The 16,385-nt window shown below is 62.5% G+C and carries 13 protein-coding genes and 1 pseudogene; 9 read left to right on the forward strand and 5 right to left on the reverse strand.

Annotated features, from left to right (window positions below; translation table 11 throughout):
• Positions 1 to 140 precede the first annotated feature (140 nt).
• From G1C97_RS12160 to G1C97_RS12170, 3 genes and pseudogenes are all read right to left on the reverse strand, one after another.
• Positions 141 to 1,262, reverse strand: a complete 1,122-nt coding sequence (locus tag G1C97_RS12160; protein ID WP_169240056.1) for an XRE family transcriptional regulator — start codon at positions 1,260 to 1,262, stop codon at positions 141 to 143.
• Entirely contained in the window at positions 1,259 to 1,690 is a 432-nt protein-coding gene (locus G1C97_RS12455) for a hypothetical protein (RefSeq protein ID WP_169240003.1), read from the reverse strand. The genes G1C97_RS12160 and G1C97_RS12455 overlap by 4 nt, the downstream gene beginning before the upstream one ends.
• A 44-nt stretch (positions 1,691 to 1,734) precedes the next feature.
• A pseudogene (locus tag G1C97_RS12170) lies at positions 1,735 to 1,854 on the reverse strand (HAD family hydrolase); the annotation flags it as partial.
• A gap of 473 nt (positions 1,855 to 2,327) precedes the next feature.
• On the opposite strand from G1C97_RS12170, the gene kdpA reads away from it, so the two are divergent.
• From kdpA to G1C97_RS00645, 5 genes are all read left to right on the forward strand, one after another.
• Positions 2,328 to 4,004 carry a potassium-transporting ATPase subunit KdpA gene (gene kdpA, locus G1C97_RS00625; RefSeq protein ID WP_169240058.1) on the forward strand — a complete coding sequence of 559 codons (1,677 nt, stop codon included), beginning with the start codon at positions 2,328 to 2,330 and terminating at the stop codon, positions 4,002 to 4,004.
• A 1-nt stretch (position 4,005) separates the two neighbouring features.
• Positions 4,006 to 6,180 carry a potassium-transporting ATPase subunit KdpB gene (kdpB, locus tag G1C97_RS00630; protein ID WP_169240059.1) on the forward strand — a complete coding sequence of 725 codons (2,175 nt, stop codon included), beginning with the start codon at positions 4,006 to 4,008 and terminating at the stop codon, positions 6,178 to 6,180.
• 31 nt (positions 6,181 to 6,211) lie between these two features.
• Complete coding sequence (gene kdpC / locus G1C97_RS00635) at positions 6,212 to 6,844, forward strand: K(+)-transporting ATPase subunit C (RefSeq protein ID WP_169240060.1); 633 nt, start codon at positions 6,212 to 6,214, stop codon at positions 6,842 to 6,844.
• Between the two features lie 166 nt (positions 6,845 to 7,010).
• Positions 7,011 to 10,013, forward strand: coding sequence for an ATP-binding protein (locus tag G1C97_RS00640; protein WP_169240061.1), 3,003 nt, complete (start codon positions 7,011 to 7,013; stop codon positions 10,011 to 10,013).
• Positions 10,010 to 10,723 (forward strand): response regulator, encoded by a 714-nt coding sequence (locus G1C97_RS00645; RefSeq protein ID WP_169240062.1) that lies wholly within the window; start codon positions 10,010 to 10,012, stop codon positions 10,721 to 10,723. The genes G1C97_RS00640 and G1C97_RS00645 overlap by 4 nt, the downstream gene beginning before the upstream one ends.
• 186 nt (positions 10,724 to 10,909) lie before the next feature.
• Here the strand turns inward: G1C97_RS00645 and G1C97_RS00650 are convergent, their stop codons facing one another.
• Both G1C97_RS00650 and G1C97_RS00655 read right to left on the reverse strand, forming a co-directional pair.
• Entirely contained in the window at positions 10,910 to 11,335 is a 426-nt protein-coding gene (locus tag G1C97_RS00650) for a hypothetical protein (protein ID WP_169240063.1), read from the reverse strand.
• A 2-nt stretch (positions 11,336 to 11,337) separates the two neighbouring features.
• Entirely contained in the window at positions 11,338 to 11,769 is a 432-nt protein-coding gene (locus tag G1C97_RS00655) for a hypothetical protein (RefSeq protein ID WP_169240064.1), read from the reverse strand.
• A 326-nt stretch (positions 11,770 to 12,095) separates the two neighbouring features.
• Here G1C97_RS00655 and G1C97_RS00660 point away from each other — a divergent pair, with 326 nt between their 5' ends.
• From G1C97_RS00660 to G1C97_RS00675, 4 genes are read left to right on the forward strand one after another with little or no spacing between them, the layout of a single operon-like run.
• Positions 12,096 to 12,302, forward strand: coding sequence for a hypothetical protein (locus G1C97_RS00660; RefSeq protein ID WP_025263185.1), 207 nt, complete (start codon positions 12,096 to 12,098; stop codon positions 12,300 to 12,302).
• 18 nt (positions 12,303 to 12,320) lie between these two features.
• On the forward strand, positions 12,321 to 13,166 hold the full coding sequence (locus G1C97_RS00665) for a VirB6/TrbL-like conjugal transfer protein, CD1112 family (RefSeq protein ID WP_169240065.1): 846 nt from the start codon (positions 12,321 to 12,323) through the stop codon (positions 13,164 to 13,166).
• A gap of 40 nt (positions 13,167 to 13,206) precedes the next feature.
• Positions 13,207 to 13,587, forward strand: a complete 381-nt coding sequence (locus G1C97_RS00670; RefSeq protein WP_169240066.1) for a PrgI family protein — start codon at positions 13,207 to 13,209, stop codon at positions 13,585 to 13,587.
• Entirely contained in the window at positions 13,580 to 15,976 is a 2,397-nt protein-coding gene (locus tag G1C97_RS00675; protein WP_169240067.1) for a VirB4-like conjugal transfer ATPase, CD1110 family, read from the forward strand. The genes G1C97_RS00670 and G1C97_RS00675 overlap by 8 nt, the downstream gene beginning before the upstream one ends.
• The last annotated feature ends 409 nt before the right edge of the window (positions 15,977 to 16,385 follow it).

Here is a 16,385-nt window from a genome sequence, read left to right on the forward strand (position 1 = left end):
ACGGCCCTTACACACCAAAATCGGAAGAGCCACTTAAGTGACCGGCAGCTGATAAACTGCAATCGTCCCTACAGGGGGCAATGCATAAGATGGCTGGAATGTTGCGATAGCATTCCAGCCATCTTTGGCTAAACGAGTCGTCAGACAACCGCGCCCTCAATGGGAAAACCGTCAACAAGCCGCAAATCATCGCCGCACCAATGATTCACTAATTCAGCGGGCAATCCAAGGAACCCTTCAATGGCTTGGATGGACACTGCAGGGTGTCTGTAATCGCGTACGTCGCTGAAGGCGCTAGCGAGCACCTGTTTAAAGAGGGTCGGATGCTCGTTCTTTACTGCTATCGGCTCTTGCTTGTTCCATTTGCGATTCGCCATCTGAATCCTCAAGGATTTTTGCCGTTCCGCATCGTATATGCCCAATCGACCGGCACGTGCAATAAGGGCGGCTATGGATACTCCCCACTCCGCCTTTAGTGTTGCAAGAGCATTCAGCGATGTGAATTTAGAAATTGAAGCACGTGCATCCTCTTCTGGCATAAGCAGGGCGCCGGCAAAAGCATTGGCCTCAAATTCCAGACTTCGATGGTCCTTGGGTCTCCTAAAACGATGAAGCACAAGATGCCCGAGCTCGTGCGCGTCAGTGAATCGTTGTCGGTCTCCGGGCTTTTCTTCGGGAAAGTATCCGATTACGTGCTTAGCATGAGGAACGGAGGGGCTGCTGACTCCGTCTGCTGTTGAATCGCTAATCGGCGCCGCTAGAGGGACAACAAGAATACCGCTTCTCTCCATACTGCGTGTGACGTCCTTCACCGGCCCGTGAGAAGACAGCCCCCAGACGGTTCGGACTTCACCGGCGAGACGTTCTATGTCCGCAAGGGAGGGATCTATACGCGGGGCAATGCCATTAAGCCACAAAGGTTCCGGGCAGGCGTGAGTCATCGATTCGAGCTTCGTCACTGTATCCAGGAGAAGTTGAAATTCCGTTATGGCCTGATTGGCCAGAGAGGATTTCATCTTGGCCAGCTTACGGAACGTAAGCTGATCGACGGGCACCGACTGATCGGGGAGCACAAAGAATCCGATAGGGAACCCGGTTACGAAGGCCAATCGTTCCGCGTCGGATTCGGTAAATCGAGTCTTTCTGTTGACCAAATTGGAGATGCGCGACGCGGACAGACCGCTGATGCCCGCCAATTCCTTCTTGTTCCAACCCCGGCATTCACGAGCCAGTTCGATTCGGTCGGGGTTGAAATCGTTCATTTTGTCTCCAGTGTGTTACTTTCCCTAATGATTGTATTGGTGTGCGGGACCATGCGCTCTTCGGCTTCGCCGCCATCGAAGGCCATTTTGTCGAACATGTCAGCGGGAACGCCAATCGGCATGGCTAAGATAAGTTTCCCCTTTGCACGTCGTGGAAAACTGCCCGCATCAAGGGGCTGAACGGCATCGCAGAGGAACCGATCCGAGGTTTCCGTCCACATGCCGGTGACGACGCACACCTGCTGCTTGCTCAGGCCGCGTTTCGCGGCCTTCTTGCCGCTCTTGCGGGCGGGACGTGGCATGGTGCCCTTGCGGTAGCCCTTGTAGCTGTCGCGGAAGTACGTCTCGTCGATCTCCACCCGGTCGCCGGCGACGGCGTTGAACGAGGGGTTGTAGCGTTGGATGCACTCGATGATGCGACGGCGCATGAACCACGCCGTGCGCAGGCCCACGCCGCACTTGTCCATGCGGTCGCGCAGATCGCCGCGACCACGTCGTCCGGGAAGTGTCCGGTCAGGCAGGCGCGGGTGTCCCAATCAAGCAGTACGCCGCAGAAGTCGAAGATCACATCGGTGATGGGGCAGTCAGCCATACAAGCTCCATATATTCAGGTCCGTGAACCAGTGTACGGGCCGGCCGGATAACCGGTGTTAGCAAAGCGTTAGGAATCGCCGCGCGGAGCCCCCGAGCACATATGCAACCCGTAAAAACCGCCTCGTCCTGACCGCTCGCTCCATACGATGAGGAATCGCAATGACCCGATGACGATGTCGCGCGGCCCCTAGCGGGAGGCGGAACACGGCACCGGGTTTGTTCGATGATAAGGAGAATGACATGCCTTGGTGGGTAGATGTTGCCTACGTTGCGGGCACGGTGGTCGTCTTCGTGCTGTTCGACCTGTTCGGAAAGTGGGTGGACAAGCTATGACGACGTTCTTCACTGTGCTGGGTGTCGTGCTGGCTATCGCGGGAATCGCCTACATGATTTATTCCCTGTGCCGGCCAGAGAAGTTCTGAACCATACCGGACTGTACTTGAGAGATCTTAGGAATCAAAGGTTCATCACATGGTATATGTATTTGCGATCATGGCATTCGCGCTGATTGCCATCATCCTTGTGGCGATCTACAAGCCGCTGGGCGATTACATGTTCAACGTGTTCACGACCGACAAGGACCTCTTCTTCGAGAAGTGGATCTACAAGGTCGTCGGCGTTGACTCCAAGAAAGGCCAGACCTGGAAGGCGTATCTGCGCGGTGTGCTCGGGTTTTCCCTGATGAGCGTGCTGGTGCTTTACCTGCTGCAGCGCGTGCAGCAGTGGCTGCCGTTCTCGCTGGGCTTCCCGAACGTGCAGGGCCCGCTCGCGTTCAACACCGCGGCCTCGTTCGTGACCAACACCAACTGGCAGTCATATTCGCCGGACGTCACGCTCGGCTACACCGTGCAGTTCGCCGGCCTCGCCGTGCAGAACTTCGTGTCCGCGGCCGTGGGCATCGCCGTGGCCGTGGCGCTCGTGCGCGGGTTCGCGTGGCGCAGGTCGGAGACCATCGGCAACTTCTGGGTCGACCTGACCCGCTGCACGATGCGCATCCTTCTGCCGATTTCCATCGTCATGGGCATCATCCTGATAGCGCTCGGCGTGGCGCAGAACTTCGCCGGGTTCGTGGACGTGAACACCGTCGCCGGTGGCACCCAGAAGATCATGCAGGGCCCGGTGGCCTCGCAGGAGGTCATCAAGGAGCTCGGCACGAACGGCGGTGGCTTCTTCAACGCCAACTCGTCGCACCCGTACGAGAACCCGAACATGTGGACCAACCTCATCGAGATTCTCCTCATGCTCGCCATTCCGGTGGCCCTGACCCGCACCTTCGGCCGCATGGTCGGCGACATCCGGCAGGGCTACGCGCTGCTCGGCGCGATGGTCATCATCTTCGGCATCAGCTTCTTCGCCGTGGTGACCGCCGAATCCTTCGCCAGCGACCCGATCACCTCCCTGACCGGTGGTTCCATGGAAGGCAAGGAGACCCGCTTCGGCATCGTGTGGTCCGGCCTGTTCGGCACCACCTCGACCTCGACCTCCACTGGCGCCGTCAATTCGATGCACGACTCGTACACCGCACTCGGCGGCATGATCTACATGCTCAACATGATGCTCGGCGAGGTGAGCCCGGGCGGCGTGGGCGCGGGCCTGTACGGCATCCTCGTGATGGCCGTCGTGGCCGTGTTCATCGCCGGCCTCATGGTGGGCCGCACGCCGGAATACCTCGGCAAGAAGATCGGCCCGCGCGAGATGAAGATGGCCTCGCTGTACTTCCTCGTCATGCCGATCACCGTGGTGGTGGGCGTCTCCCTGAGCTTCGCCGTGCCGTTCGCACGTCAGTCGATCTTCGACACGTCGCTCAACAACAGTGGCAACCACGGCTTCTCCGAGGTCGTCTACGCCTTCACCTCGGCCGCGAACAACAACGGCTCCGCCTTCGCGGGACTCACCGCCGACACCCCGTGGCTCGACACCACGCTGGGATTGGCGGTGCTCATCGGCCGTTTCCTGCCGATCGCCCTGGTGATCGCGCTGGCCGGTTCGCTTGCCAAGCAGGACAAGGTGCCGGTGACCGCCGGCACGATGAAGACCGACAACGGTCTGTTCGTCGTCCTGCTGGTGTTCGTTATCTTCCTGATTTCCGCGCTGACGTTCTTCCCGACGCTTGCTCTGGGACCGTTGGCAGAAGGTTTGGTGGCTTGATATGACTTCCGCAACCGCGAACGACGTCAACAACGGCGCGACTTCCATCGCGAACGACGTCAAGAAGTCCAACGAGCAGTCGTTGGGCGCGATGCTGGGCAAGAGCCTGCCGGATGCGTTCCGCAAGTTCGACCCGCGCAACATGTGGCACAACCCCGTGATGTTCATCGTGTGGGTGGGCGCCGCGTTCCTGACCCTGCTGGGCGTGTGCCAGCTGTTCGACACCGCCCTCACCGATGGCGAGCCGGTCTACTTCACCTGGATCGTGGCCATCGTGCTGTGGGCCACCGTGCTGTTCGCCAACCTCGCCGAGGCCGTGGCCGAGGGCCGCGGCAAGGCGCAGGCAGACGCGCTGCGCAAGACCCGTACCACCACGCCCGCCCGTCTGGTCAAGGGCTACGACGAGAAGAACGACCCTGACGTGCGCGCCCCCGAGCGCGGTGAGGGCCCGTCCTACATCGAGGAGGTCCCCAGCTCGGACCTGAAGCTCGGCGACGTGGTCGTCGTCTCCGCCGGAGAGCTCATCCCCGGCGACGGCGACATCATCTCCGGCATCGCCTCCGTGGACGAATCCGCCATCACCGGCGAATCCGCACCCGTCATCCGCGAATCCGGCGGCGACCGCTCCTCGGTGACCGGCGGCACCCGCGTGCTCTCCGACCGCATCGTGGTGCGCATCACCCAGAAGCCCGGCGAAAGCTTCGTCGACAAGATGATCGCCCTGGTCGAAGGCGCCAACCGCCAAAAGACCCCGAACGAGATCGCTCTGGACGTGCTCCTGAGCTCCCTGACCATCATCTTCCTTGTGGTGGTGCTGTGCATCAACCCGCAGGCCTCCGCGGTGGGCGCCTCCGTGAGCCTGACGGTGCTGGTCGCCCTGCTCGTCTGCCTCATCCCGACCACCATCGGCGCCCTGCTGTCCGCCATCGGCATCGCCGGCATGGACCGTCTGGTGCAGCGCAACGTGCTTGCCACCTCCGGCCGCGCCATCGAGGCGGCAGGCGACGTGACCACGCTGCTGCTCGACAAGACCGGCACCATCACCTACGGCAACCGTCAGGCCTCCGAATTCCACGCCCTGCCCGGCATCGATCATGACGACATCGTCAAGGCGGCCGCATTGAGCTCGCTGGCCGATGCCACACCCGAAGGCCAGTCGATCGTGGCACTCGCCAAGTCCGACGGCTTCGACGTGGACGAGGTGCCGGGAGCCGTGGCAGTGCCGTTCACCGCCGAAACCCGCATGTCGGGCCTCGACCTGCCGAACGGCGACCGCATCCGCAAGGGTGCCACCTCCGCCGTCGAGGCATGGATCGACAGGGAAGGCGGCACCATGACCACCGAGGTGAGGGACGCCCTGCATGACCGCGTGGCCGCCATCTCCGGCCAAGGCGGCACGCCGCTGGTCGTCGCCGAGCAGCACGCGAACGGTGAGGCCAAGGTGCTCGGCGTCGTCCAGCTGAAGGACGTCGTCAAGAAGGGCCTGAAGGAGCGCTTCGCCGACCTCAGGAAGATGGGCATCCGCACCGTCATGGTCACCGGCGACAATCCGCTCACGGCCAAGGCCATCGCCAAGGAGGCCGGCGTGGACGACTTCATCGCCGAGGCCAAGCCCGAGGACAAGCTCGCCTACATCAAGAAGGAGCAGGCCAAAGGTCAGCTCGTCGCCATGACCGGCGACGGCACCAACGACGCCCCGGCCCTCGCCCAGTCCGATGTCGGCGTGGCGATGAACTCCGGCACGTCGGCCGCGAAGGAGGCCGGCAACATGGTCGACCTCGACTCCGACCCGACCAAGCTCATCGACATCGTGGCCATCGGCAAGCAGCTGCTCATCACGCGCGGCGCCCTGACCACGTTCTCCATCGCCAACGATGTGGCCAAGTACTTCGCCATCATCCCGGCCATGTTCATGGAGAAGTTCCCGGGTCTGGGCGTGCTCAACATCATGGGTCTGCACAGCTCGCTGTCCGCCGTGCTCTCCGCGATCATCTTCAACGCGATCATCATCGTGCTGCTCATCCCGCTGGCCTTGAAGGGTGTCAAGTACCGCGCCGAGGCCAGCGAGAAGATCCTGGGCCGCAACCTCAAGGTCTACGGCCTGGGCGGCATCATTGCGCCGTTCGTCGGCATCTGGATCATCGACCTGTTCGTCCGTCTGATCCCGGGCTTCTGATCCGAAGAGCGATTAGGAAAGAGTGATTGTCATGAAGAACACCATTTCGCTGAACCTGCGCGCCTACTGGGCCGGGCTCAAGGCGGTGATCGTCTTCACCGTCATCGTGATCGTCTACACGTTCGTGATGACCGGCATCGGCCAGCTCGGCATGCCCGACAAGGCCAACGGCTCGATGATTACCAACGCGCAGGGGGAAGTCGTCGGCTCGTCGCTGATCGGCCAGTCCTTCACGGACGCCAACGGCGACGCGCTGCCCCAGTACTTCCAGTCCCGTCCTTCGGCGGCATCCGACCCGAACAAGGACGAGGACAGCCAGGGCTACTACGCGGCCGCGTCCGCCGGCACCAACAAGGGCCATGCCGACGCCGATTTCGTCAAGTCCACCACGGAACTGCGCAAGACCATCGCCAAGCGCGAGGGCGTGAGCGTCAAGGACGTGCCGTCCGACGCCGTCACCGCGTCCTCCTCCGGACTCGACCCGGAGATCAGCCCCGAATACGCGGCCATTCAGGTCAAGCGCGTGGCCAAGGAGCGCGGTCTGAGCGAGGAGCAGGTCGAGAATCTGGTCCGGAAGTACACCACCGGTCGTGGGCTCGGCTTCATCGGCGAGTCCACGGTGAACGTGGTCCGGCTCAATCTGGCGCTTGACGAGCTCAAGTGATTCGGCATGCGGTCTGCCGGTGATTCGACTGATGCGTTGTCGTCGATCGCCGTGGCAGGCGGCGGCCGGTCGTCAGGGGTGGTGACGCGGGACATTCGCGCCGCCACCCCTGACGGCGTTTATCGTATACAGTCGTATTGGGATGTCTGGGAATACGGGGGCTGATATGGCACAGGCACGAGGAACGTTCAGGGTGCTGCTGGGCGCCGCACCGGGCGTGGGCAAGACGTGCGCGATGCTCAAGGAGGGGCATCGCCTGCAGGAGGACGGCAAGGACGTGGTCATCGCCCTGTTGGAGACCCATGGTCGCGCCGCCACGGCCAAGGCCGCCGATGGGCTCGAGATGGTGCCGCGGCGGCATCTGCGCTACCGCGGCATGTGGCTCGAGGAGATGGATCTGTTCAAGATCATCGAACGGCATCCGCAGGTGGCGCTCGTCGACGAGCTCGCCCACACCAACGCACCCGGATCGGTGCACAAGAAGCGCTGGCAGGACGTCATGGACCTGCTCGACGCCGGCATCGACGTGATCACCACCATCAACGTGCAGCACATCGAATCGCTCAACGACGTGGTGCGTGAGATCACCGGTAGCACCCAGAAGGAGACCGTGCCGGACAAGGTGCTGCGTTCCTCCTCCCAGGTCGAACTGGTCGATCTGCCGCCCGAAGGCCTGCGCGAGCGTCTCGCCGCCGGATTCGTCTACAAGCCCGACCGCGTGGATGCGGCCCTGAGCAACTACTTCCGCGTCGGCAACCTCACCGCCCTGCGTGAGCTGGCCCTGCTCTGGCTGGCCGGGCGCGTGGACGAGGCGCTTAAGGCCTACCGCGAGGAACACCACATCAACGCCAAATGGGAGACGCGCGAGCGCGTGATCGTTGCGCTGTCCGGCGGGCCCGAGGGCGAGCAGCTGCTGCGGCGCGGGGCCCGCGTGGCCCGGGCGTCCGGCGGCGGCGACCTCATCGCCGTGCATGTCACTCCCGAGGACGGGCTGGCCGGCTCCAATCCCGCCCTGCTCATCAAGCAGCGCGAACTCGTCGAGGAGCTGGGCGGCACCTATCATCAGATCGTCGGCGAGGACATCTCGGAGGCCCTGCTCGACTATGCGCGTGCGAACAACGCCACGCAGGTGATCGTCGGCGTCTCCCGGCGCAACGCGCTTTCGCGCTGGCTGGGCCGGCCCTCCACGCCCAACGGCATCATCGAGAAATCCGGCGATATCGACGTCCATATCGTCACGCACTCGTTCGTCAACAAGGGCTTCAGGATGCCCTCCTCGAATAGGCATCCTATCGCGTGGAGGCGCAGGGCGGCCGGGTTCGCGTTCGCCGTGTTGTCCGTGCTGCTCGCCGGTTGGATGCTGTACCAGTTCAGCGCGCCCACCTATGCGCAGCGCGACGCCTTGGTGCTGCAGCTGCTGGTGGTGGTTTCCGCCGTGATCGGCGGGCTTGTGCCCGCCATGGTGTGCGCGGTGCTTTCCGGACTTGTGCTGGACCTGCTCTACACGGTGCCCATGGGGACCTTCCATGTGATGCGCGCCTCGGACATGGTGACCATCGTGCTCTACGTGCTCGTGGGCGTCATCGTCTCCGCGGTGGTGGACCGCGCCGACACCATCGCGCGGCAGGCCCAGCGCGCCAGCGCCGAATCGGAGACCTTGGCCAGCGTGGCCGGGGTGGTGCTGCGCAGCGACGATCCGCTTCAGGCCATCGTGCACCGCACCCGCGAGGCGTTCGGATTCTCCTGCGTGCGCGTCGTGCAGGACGGCCACGTCATCATCTCGGACGGCGAACCGGGCACGAGGACGGATTCCGCCATTGACGGCGACGGTGACCTCGCCGTGTCCGTCGAGGAGCCGGAGACCATAGCCATGTCGGACGACGGACCGGAGCTCAAGCTGTACGGCAAACCCGTCGAGGCGTCGGACCAGCGCATGCTGCTGGCCATCCTCTCGCAGATCCAGACCGTGCTCGAGCACAAGGATCTGGAGCGCAAGGCCAGCGAGATCGGGCCGCTCGCCGCCGCCGAGAAGGTGCGCACCGGCCTGCTCAACGCGGTCAGCCACGACCTGCGCCGTCCGCTCGCCTCGGCCACCGCCGCCGTCTCCGGACTGCAGCGCATGGGCGACACGATGAGCGCGCGGGACCGCAAGGAACTGCTCAGCGTGGCCTCCAACGGCCTGAAGCAGCTCACCAAGCTCGTCACCGACCTGCTCGACGTCTCGCGCATCCGCGAGGGCGCGCTGCCGCTGTCGCTGGTGGCCACGGATGTGGGCGAGGAGATCATCCCGTTGTTCGACGAACTCGGCATCGGACCGGGGTCCATCGATCTGGACATCGCCCCCGACCTACCGCTGGTCGTGGCCGATCCGGCCCTGCTTCGCCGCGCGCTGTCGAACGTGCTGGTCAACGCGATGCGGTTCACCCCGTCCTCCAAGCGGGTGCGGCTGTCCGCATCCTCGTTCAACGGCGTGGTCGAGATCCGCGTGGCCGATCAGGGCCCCGGCGTGCCCGATTCGCGCAAGAATGATATCTTCCTGCCGTTCCACCGCCTCGGCGACACGGACAACACCACCGGTCTGGGGCTGGGCATGGCGCTGTCGAAGGGGTTCGTCGAATCGATGGGCGGTTCGATCAGTCCCCAGGACACGCCGGGCGGCGGCCTGACCATCGTGATCACCCTGCGTGTGGCCGACCAGAAGCTGCGTGTCGGACAGCCGATTCCGGCCGACGACCGACCTGATCCGGCCGACATCATCGCCAAGGACACGCTGAACGTTTCGGGGGCCGTGTCCGATGTGATCCTGCCGCTGCCGGGCAGCGGGCAGTCCGACGAGCGCGGGCTCGACCGGTTCATCAACTACGGCATCATGCACGGCGGCAGGGATGAGGGGGATGCGGACTCCGACGATTCCGACTCCTCGGTTGACGCCGGCGCTGGGGAGAGCGCGGGGTCAGGTTCCGATGCCGCGCCTGACGCCGGTGAGCGGCATGACGTTGCGGAAGCGGATGATGATGAACGACGGTATGACGACGATTCCACGGACGGCATACAGTCCGGCGTGGAACCGGCCTCGATGGATGCCGTCGCCGACGGTGGCGGCGCCGGTGACAGAGCGACGGGTTGGGACCCGTCGATGACGGATTCGGGAGAGGAGGCACGCCGATGAAGATTCTGGTGGCGGACGACGATCCGCAGTTTCTCAAGGCGTTGAAGATCACCCTGCACTCGCAGGGCTACGACATCGTCACCGCGCGTGACGGCGTCGAATGCATCACGGTGGCGGTCGAGGAGCACCCCGACCTGTTCGTGCTGGATCTCGGCATGCCCAGAATGGACGGCATGGGTGTGATCCAGGGTGTGCGCGGTTGGGCCGAGGCGCCGATTCTGGTGGTGTCCGGGCGCACCGACGCGCGTGAGAAGGTGGCGGCGTTGGACGCGGGTGCCGACGACTATGTGACCAAGCCCGTCTCCATCGACGAGCTGCTGGCCCGCATCCGCGCCCTGCTGCGCCGGGTCGCGCAGGAGAGCACGGCGGAAAGTGAGACGCCGCTGGTGCGGTTCGGCGACGTGACCGTGGATCTCAACGCCCATGCCGTATTCTGCGGGGAAGCGGGGCGCGAGACGCGCGTGCGGCTCACGCCCACCGAGTGGAAGGTGCTCGAGGTGCTGGTGCGCAATGCCGGCAAGCTCGTGACCCGTCAGGACCTGCTCACCTCGATCTGGGGGGCGCAGCACGTCAAGGACACCGGCTATCTGCGACTGTACATTTCACAGTTGCGCAAGAAGATCGAGCCGGACCCCGCGCGGCCCAGATACCTGAAGACGGAGACCGGCATGGGCTACCGTCTCGACATCAACGGCGAACCGGAGGCCTGAGACGGTCGGCGGATGATGCGACCGGATGGTGTGACCGTTTTGCGGATAAAAGAATGCTTGGCTTCCCTGAGCGAGGGAAGCCAAGCAATGTGGCTCTTCGGCTCTCAGGCTCTCAGGCGATCACGTCGGCGATGGCCTCGGGGATGGCTCGGATCACGTCGCCCGCCACGATGGGGTGGCCCAGCGTCATGAACCGCTGACGGCGGCCGTGCCCCACCAGCTCGGGCTCCTGCCAGCCCTGCTGCTCGGATTCCGAGGCGATCGCCGCGGCCATGCCATGCAGACATCCAACGGCAGGACGAACGTGCGGTCTACATCGGGAGTGAACTGGATATAGTGAATCGGATAGGCGATCGGATCGCCGTCGGAATCCTCGCCGTCACCATCCGTCGTGTCCGGAAACGCAACCGGCTCGACCGGCCAGAATCTCGTGGATACGGCGAGCAGACCGTCCGGCCGGCCGCGCAGTCGCCGGTGCAGATACCAGACGGCAAATGCGGCCGTCACGCCGATGGTGAGAAGAAGGATGATGTCACCGGGATCGATCGGCGGATCGGCGTGCGTGGCGCGACTCAACCAGTCGCCAACGGCCGCGGCGATCGGCGTACTCACGGCTAGAGCCCCCGAGAGCACAGCACTACGATCTCTGTGCCGTCAAGAGGATACCTGCTGTTGGAATCCCATCGGTCGAACAGGGAAAGAGGCTCTTGGCACCAAGCCTGAGTCCGACGCAGATTCTTACCTGCCGGAGGCAGTCCTCCAAACGCAAACTCCTTGATGAACCTAAGTTTCATATGAGTCTCGGGATCCATAAGATGCAAGCAGTTGGACGCCCCGCTGACCTTCCAGTCATCAACTGGATCTTCGAGGAGCAACTGTCGCAGCGCCGCAAGAAAGTTTTCCGCATAGTGTCCTTTGTACTCGTTGCGGCTTACCCCTAACGCATCAAGGGCTGCCATGGCACGGCCCTTCGCAAGAGGGAGATTCGTGGGAATCATGTCGTTGATTGGCGCGAGACGCTGCTTTATGAGTTCTATGCGGTCCATGACCTTCCTGCAATTCTCTGCGATTATGCAATTTTATTGTTTTCCGAAATTTTAGCACGCATTATTAACATTCGGCAAGTCCCGAGAGATTTGGCCTACGACAAGCCGTCTATGCTCACCTCGTCACAACTCACTCCTGAAACGGGAAAACCTGCTCGGAGATTCTGGGCTGGGTCTAAGGAACGTATGTCTCGCATGTGCTTTACGTCTTGCATGATCTACATGATCTATCTGTCCGCCGCTATCCCGCCGGTTTTCCCTGACGATGAGTGTCAACGGAGACCGTTGCCTGTCGGGCTCCTTGATCGTCATCAGAGGAGGCCGTCGTGGATTTGTTGAATCAGGTGCTTCAGTTATTCGTCAGGTTCGCCACTATCGGCGGCGGACTGTGGCTGGTGTGGGGCGCCGTCACATTCGGTGGCGGTCTGAAGGATCATAACGGGCCGCAGACGCAATCGGGACTGTGGCAGATCGTGGGTGGAGGCATGATCATCGCGGCTGCGCAGATTTTCAACGCGGTGGCTCTGGGCTGAGCTGATTCGGGGCCTGCCGTGGAGGACTTCATCGTAGCCATGCTCAACATGATCGGCGGCGGAGGTGCCGGTTCGATTACGGCCGGGCTGTTGTCTCAGGCGCCGGAGACGTGGAATCCCGCTCTTTACCAGTTGGCGGTGAACGTGCATGGAGTCGCCGTCAAGCCTCTGACGTCGGTGGTGCTCGCGGTCATGTTCACGTTGGAGCTGGCGCGTAACTCGACGCGCATCGAAGCGGACCGCGATCTGGGCGTGAAGATCGTGGCCGGCACCATGTTCAAGATCGCGTTGGTGTTCATCGCCGTGCAGAACGCCAGCCTATTCATTCGGATGTTCAATCAGGTCACGCAGTTCCTCATGCAGGGCGTGTCCTCTCAGATGTCGTATGAGGCGACGGGCGACGGCGGTCAGCTGGGTGATCTGATGCGTGACCAGATCCGCGACGCCGGGGTGATGGGACAGGCGGCGTTGTTCTTTCTGCTGGTGATCCCGTGGCTGTTGTCCCAGTTGGCGTCGGTGGTCTTCACGGTGGTGCTATATGTGCGGTTCATCGAATTGTATGCGTTGACGGCGTTCCAGTCGTTGCCATTCGCATTTCTGGTGCATGAGGACACCAAGCCGATCGGCGTGGGTTTCTTCAAGTCGTATGCGCGCACGTCGGTGAATGCGGTGTGCGTATTCATCTGTCTGGTGTTCTATCAGCGAATCGTGGTCGATGCCGTGAAAATCCCGGATTCCGCGGACAAGGGCATGGTGGCATGGGTGACGGGCAACTTCGGCAATCTCATGATGGCGGGCATCCTGCTGTTCTTCGTGATCGCGGTGAGTCAACGTGTCAGCCGGGCCATAGCCGGCGGCGAGTAGCCGCCTACCACAACCGGACCCAATCGGAAAGGATTCTTTCATGCTGCAGATGCGCGTATATAAGGAGATCGCCAATGTCGAGGCGAAGGTGATGTGGGGCCTGAGCTGGCGCCAACTGGCGGCCGCCGCGTGCATGCTCGTCCTGGGCGGAGGCGAGGCGGCGTTGTTCTGGTCGTTGGGACTGTCCGATCTGGGGTCGTATCTGCTATTTGCGGTTTGCCTGCCGTTCGCGCTGTGGGGTTGGTGGCGTCCGAAGGGGCTGAAGCCTGAACGGTATCTGGGATACATGCTGCGTCAGCGTTTCGGGCCGAAGGTCTACCTGCTTGAACCCTCTGTTCCCGCGAGGTTTCCCGGCAAACCGTCGTTGAAGGAGAAGACCCGTAGACGAATCAGGGGAAGGAAGGTACGTCGTCATGTCTGACATCAGTGGCGGCAAGGCGGTCAAAGGCAACGGTAAGCGACATGGAAAGGTCGGGAACAGGCGGTCCGGGAATCGTCGCATGCCTCGTTCGTCGAAGGAGTTGCTTGGCTATGATTCGATGCTGTCCAATGGCATCGTGTTCCTTGGCGGCGACCGGTGGAGCGTGTCGCTGCGGATCAGCGACATCAATTATCAGGTCGCGACCCAGGATCAGCAGCTGGACGTCGTGGACCGGTGGGGTCGTTTCCTGAATTCGATCGGCGAGAACATGGGAGTCCAGATCACGGTCGCCACGCGCATGCTGGATCCCGAGGAGGTGACGCGCAGCATCGCCATGCCGCTTCGGAGCGATGCGTTGGATGGATTGCGCGGGGACTTCAACCGCAATGTGCGCCGGCGTCTCGCCGGGCGTTCGCAGGGCGCGGTGACGGACAAGTATCTGACGTTGACGTTGCGTGAGCGGGACGGGGAACGTGCGGTCACGCTGCTGAACCGTGCCGCGTTGCGTGCCACGGCGCAACTGCGGTCGGTGGGAGGATGCGTCGGCGTCCGCTTGAACCGGCAGTCGCGTCTGGCGGTATTGCACGGGATGCTGCGGCATGGTGTCCGGTTCTCGTTCACCGAGGATGGTTTCCTGAAATCGCATGACATGTCCACGAAGGATTATGTGGCACCGTTCGCCGTGGACGTGTCGGATCGCCGTCGGCTCCGGTTGAGCTCGGGCACTGCGGAGGTGTGGCATCAGTGTCTGTTGGTGCGTGACTTCCCGGATTATCTGAGCGATCAGCTGGTGTCGTCCATCACGGACATCAAGGCGGATATCACGGTCGGCATCCACCTGTCCCCGCGGGGCAAGGCCGAGGGGTTGAAGCTCGTGAACCGGACGATCGCCGAAATGGACATGCAGGCCATCGACGAGCGGCGCAAGAACCGCAAACAGCATCTGCCCGAGGACATGCTGCCTCATGAGCTGCAGGAATCCATGGCTCAGGCGGGTGAGCTGCGTGATGATCTGGAGCATAACGGCGACCGGCTGGTGGATTCCCTCATGATCGTGGACGTGTCGGCGGACAGTCGCGAGCAACTGGACCAGACGGTTCGTGACGTGACGGCCGCGATCGATGGACAGTCATGTGTGGCTGAGACCTTGGCCTACATGCAGGTGGAGGGACTGAACGCCGTGCTGCCATTGGGTAATCCTTTGCCGCCGATGCGTCGCACGCTGACCACGTCGAGCGCGGCGATTCTGGTGCCGTTCACGTCGCAGGAGCTGTTCGAGCCGGGCGGGGTGTTCCATGGGGCGAACGCCCGCACCGGCAATCCCGTGGTCATCGACCGTACGAAAGGCATGAACGGCAACGGATTCGTTCTGGGTACGACCGGTTCGGGCAAGAGCCAGGCGGCGAAGAACGAGATAACCCAGATCTATCTGACCCGTCCGGACGATGATCTGATCGTCATCGACCCGGAACGTGAGTTCACGCCGTTATGCACCGGTCTTGGCGGCGAGCGAGTCGAGATCGGGGAATCGTCTCGCGCGCATATCAACGCTTTGGATATCGAGTATGAGGATGATTCCGAGGGTGATCCGATCCGGTCGAAATGCGCGAGCGTGCTGAACATGCTCGGCGTGCTGATCGGCGGACAGGACGGCATCGACCGCATGCAGCGCAGTCTGATCGACCGTACGGTCATCGGCATGTATCGCGAGGTGCGGGAGCATCCAGAACTGGGCATGCCCACGCTCGCCACCCTGCATGACCGTCTCGCGGCTTTGAATGATCCAGGTGCCCGTGATGCGGCACGAGCATTGGAGATCTACGCGACCGGCAGTCTGAACGCCTTCGCCCATGCCACTGATGTGAATACGTCCAGCCGGTTCCTGATCTATGACGTTTCCGGTCTGGGAGCGGAGTTGCGTACGTTCGGTATGCTCGTCGTTCTGGATCAGATATGGAACCGGGTCGTCAGGAATCGCCGTCTCGGCCGGCGCACCTGGCTGTGGGTGGACGAGTTCCATCTGCTGTTCTCGAACCGGTATGCGGCCGAATACTTCCTGCGCCTGTACAAGCGCGCCCGTAAATGGGGTTTGTGCCCCACCGGCATCACGCAGAACATCGAGGAACTACTGGCCAACCAGGACGCGCGTCTGATGCTCGCAAACAGCGACTTCCTGCTGCTGCTGAACCAGACCGCCACGGATGCCGACGCCTTGTGCGAACTGCTGAAGCTGTCCGATGAGCAGCGGGCGTTCTTCACCGGGGTACAGCCCGGTCAGGGCATGGCCAAGAGCGGCACCGCGTTCATACCGTTCGACGGGCGTATCGATGCCGATAGCCTGCTTTACCGGCTGTACACCACGAAATTCGAGGATCGGAAACCCGAATGAGACCCGTCGTCCCAGACTCATTCCACGCCACGCGCAATCTCGTTCGGCCGAACGACACGATTCATGGCTTGAAGGTCCGTCATGTCAATGGACTCTCCCATGGTCCCGTGCTGGCCGGACTAAAACAGCCACAAACTATCATCAGGAACAGTGAATCCGAAGCATCGCACCCGATCGGCACAACAACCGTCAGCGCTTTGAACCGTGGTGTGAAAGCGACACGGTCCGTGCTTGAATCGCAATCGACACAGACGGAGACCAGCGAAAACGACAACCCGTTATCACCAATGGCCCCCGCCAGCCGGATACGCGACGGCGTGACCAGCATTATTCGCACAAGACATGCGGCAAGAGGTTCGGCGGCACATGCCGCGGCGGGAAGAACGGCTTCGGTTCGTGCCAGACGTGC

The sequence above is a fragment of the Bifidobacterium olomucense genome, assembly GCF_012932375.1.
Lineage (GTDB): Bacteria > Actinomycetota > Actinomycetes > Actinomycetales > Bifidobacteriaceae > Bifidobacterium > Bifidobacterium olomucense.

Bases quoted from the DNA above. Each gene is read 5' to 3' on its own strand.
- G1C97_RS00640 (WP_169240061.1), top strand. From the start codon at position 7,011: ATGGCACAGGCACGAGGAACGTTCAGGGTGCTGCTGGGCGCCGCACCG.
- G1C97_RS00655 (WP_169240064.1), bottom strand. From the start codon at position 11,769: ATGGACCGCATAGAACTCATAAAGCAGCGTCTCGCGCCAATCAACGAC.
- G1C97_RS00645 (WP_169240062.1), top strand. From the start codon at position 10,010: ATGAAGATTCTGGTGGCGGACGACGATCCGCAGTTTCTCAAGGCGTTG.
- kdpC (WP_169240060.1), top strand. From the start codon at position 6,212: ATGAAGAACACCATTTCGCTGAACCTGCGCGCCTACTGGGCCGGGCTC.
- G1C97_RS00670 (WP_169240066.1), top strand. From the start codon at position 13,207: ATGCTGCAGATGCGCGTATATAAGGAGATCGCCAATGTCGAGGCGAAG.
- G1C97_RS12455 (WP_169240003.1), bottom strand. From the start codon at position 1,690: ATGCGCCGTCGCATCATCGAGTGCATCCAACGCTACAACCCCTCGTTC.
- G1C97_RS00675 (WP_169240067.1), top strand. From the start codon at position 13,580: ATGTCTGACATCAGTGGCGGCAAGGCGGTCAAAGGCAACGGTAAGCGA.
- kdpB (WP_169240059.1), top strand. From the start codon at position 4,006: ATGACTTCCGCAACCGCGAACGACGTCAACAACGGCGCGACTTCCATC.
- kdpA (WP_169240058.1), top strand. From the start codon at position 2,328: ATGGTATATGTATTTGCGATCATGGCATTCGCGCTGATTGCCATCATC.
- G1C97_RS12160 (WP_169240056.1), bottom strand. From the start codon at position 1,262: ATGAACGATTTCAACCCCGACCGAATCGAACTGGCTCGTGAATGCCGG.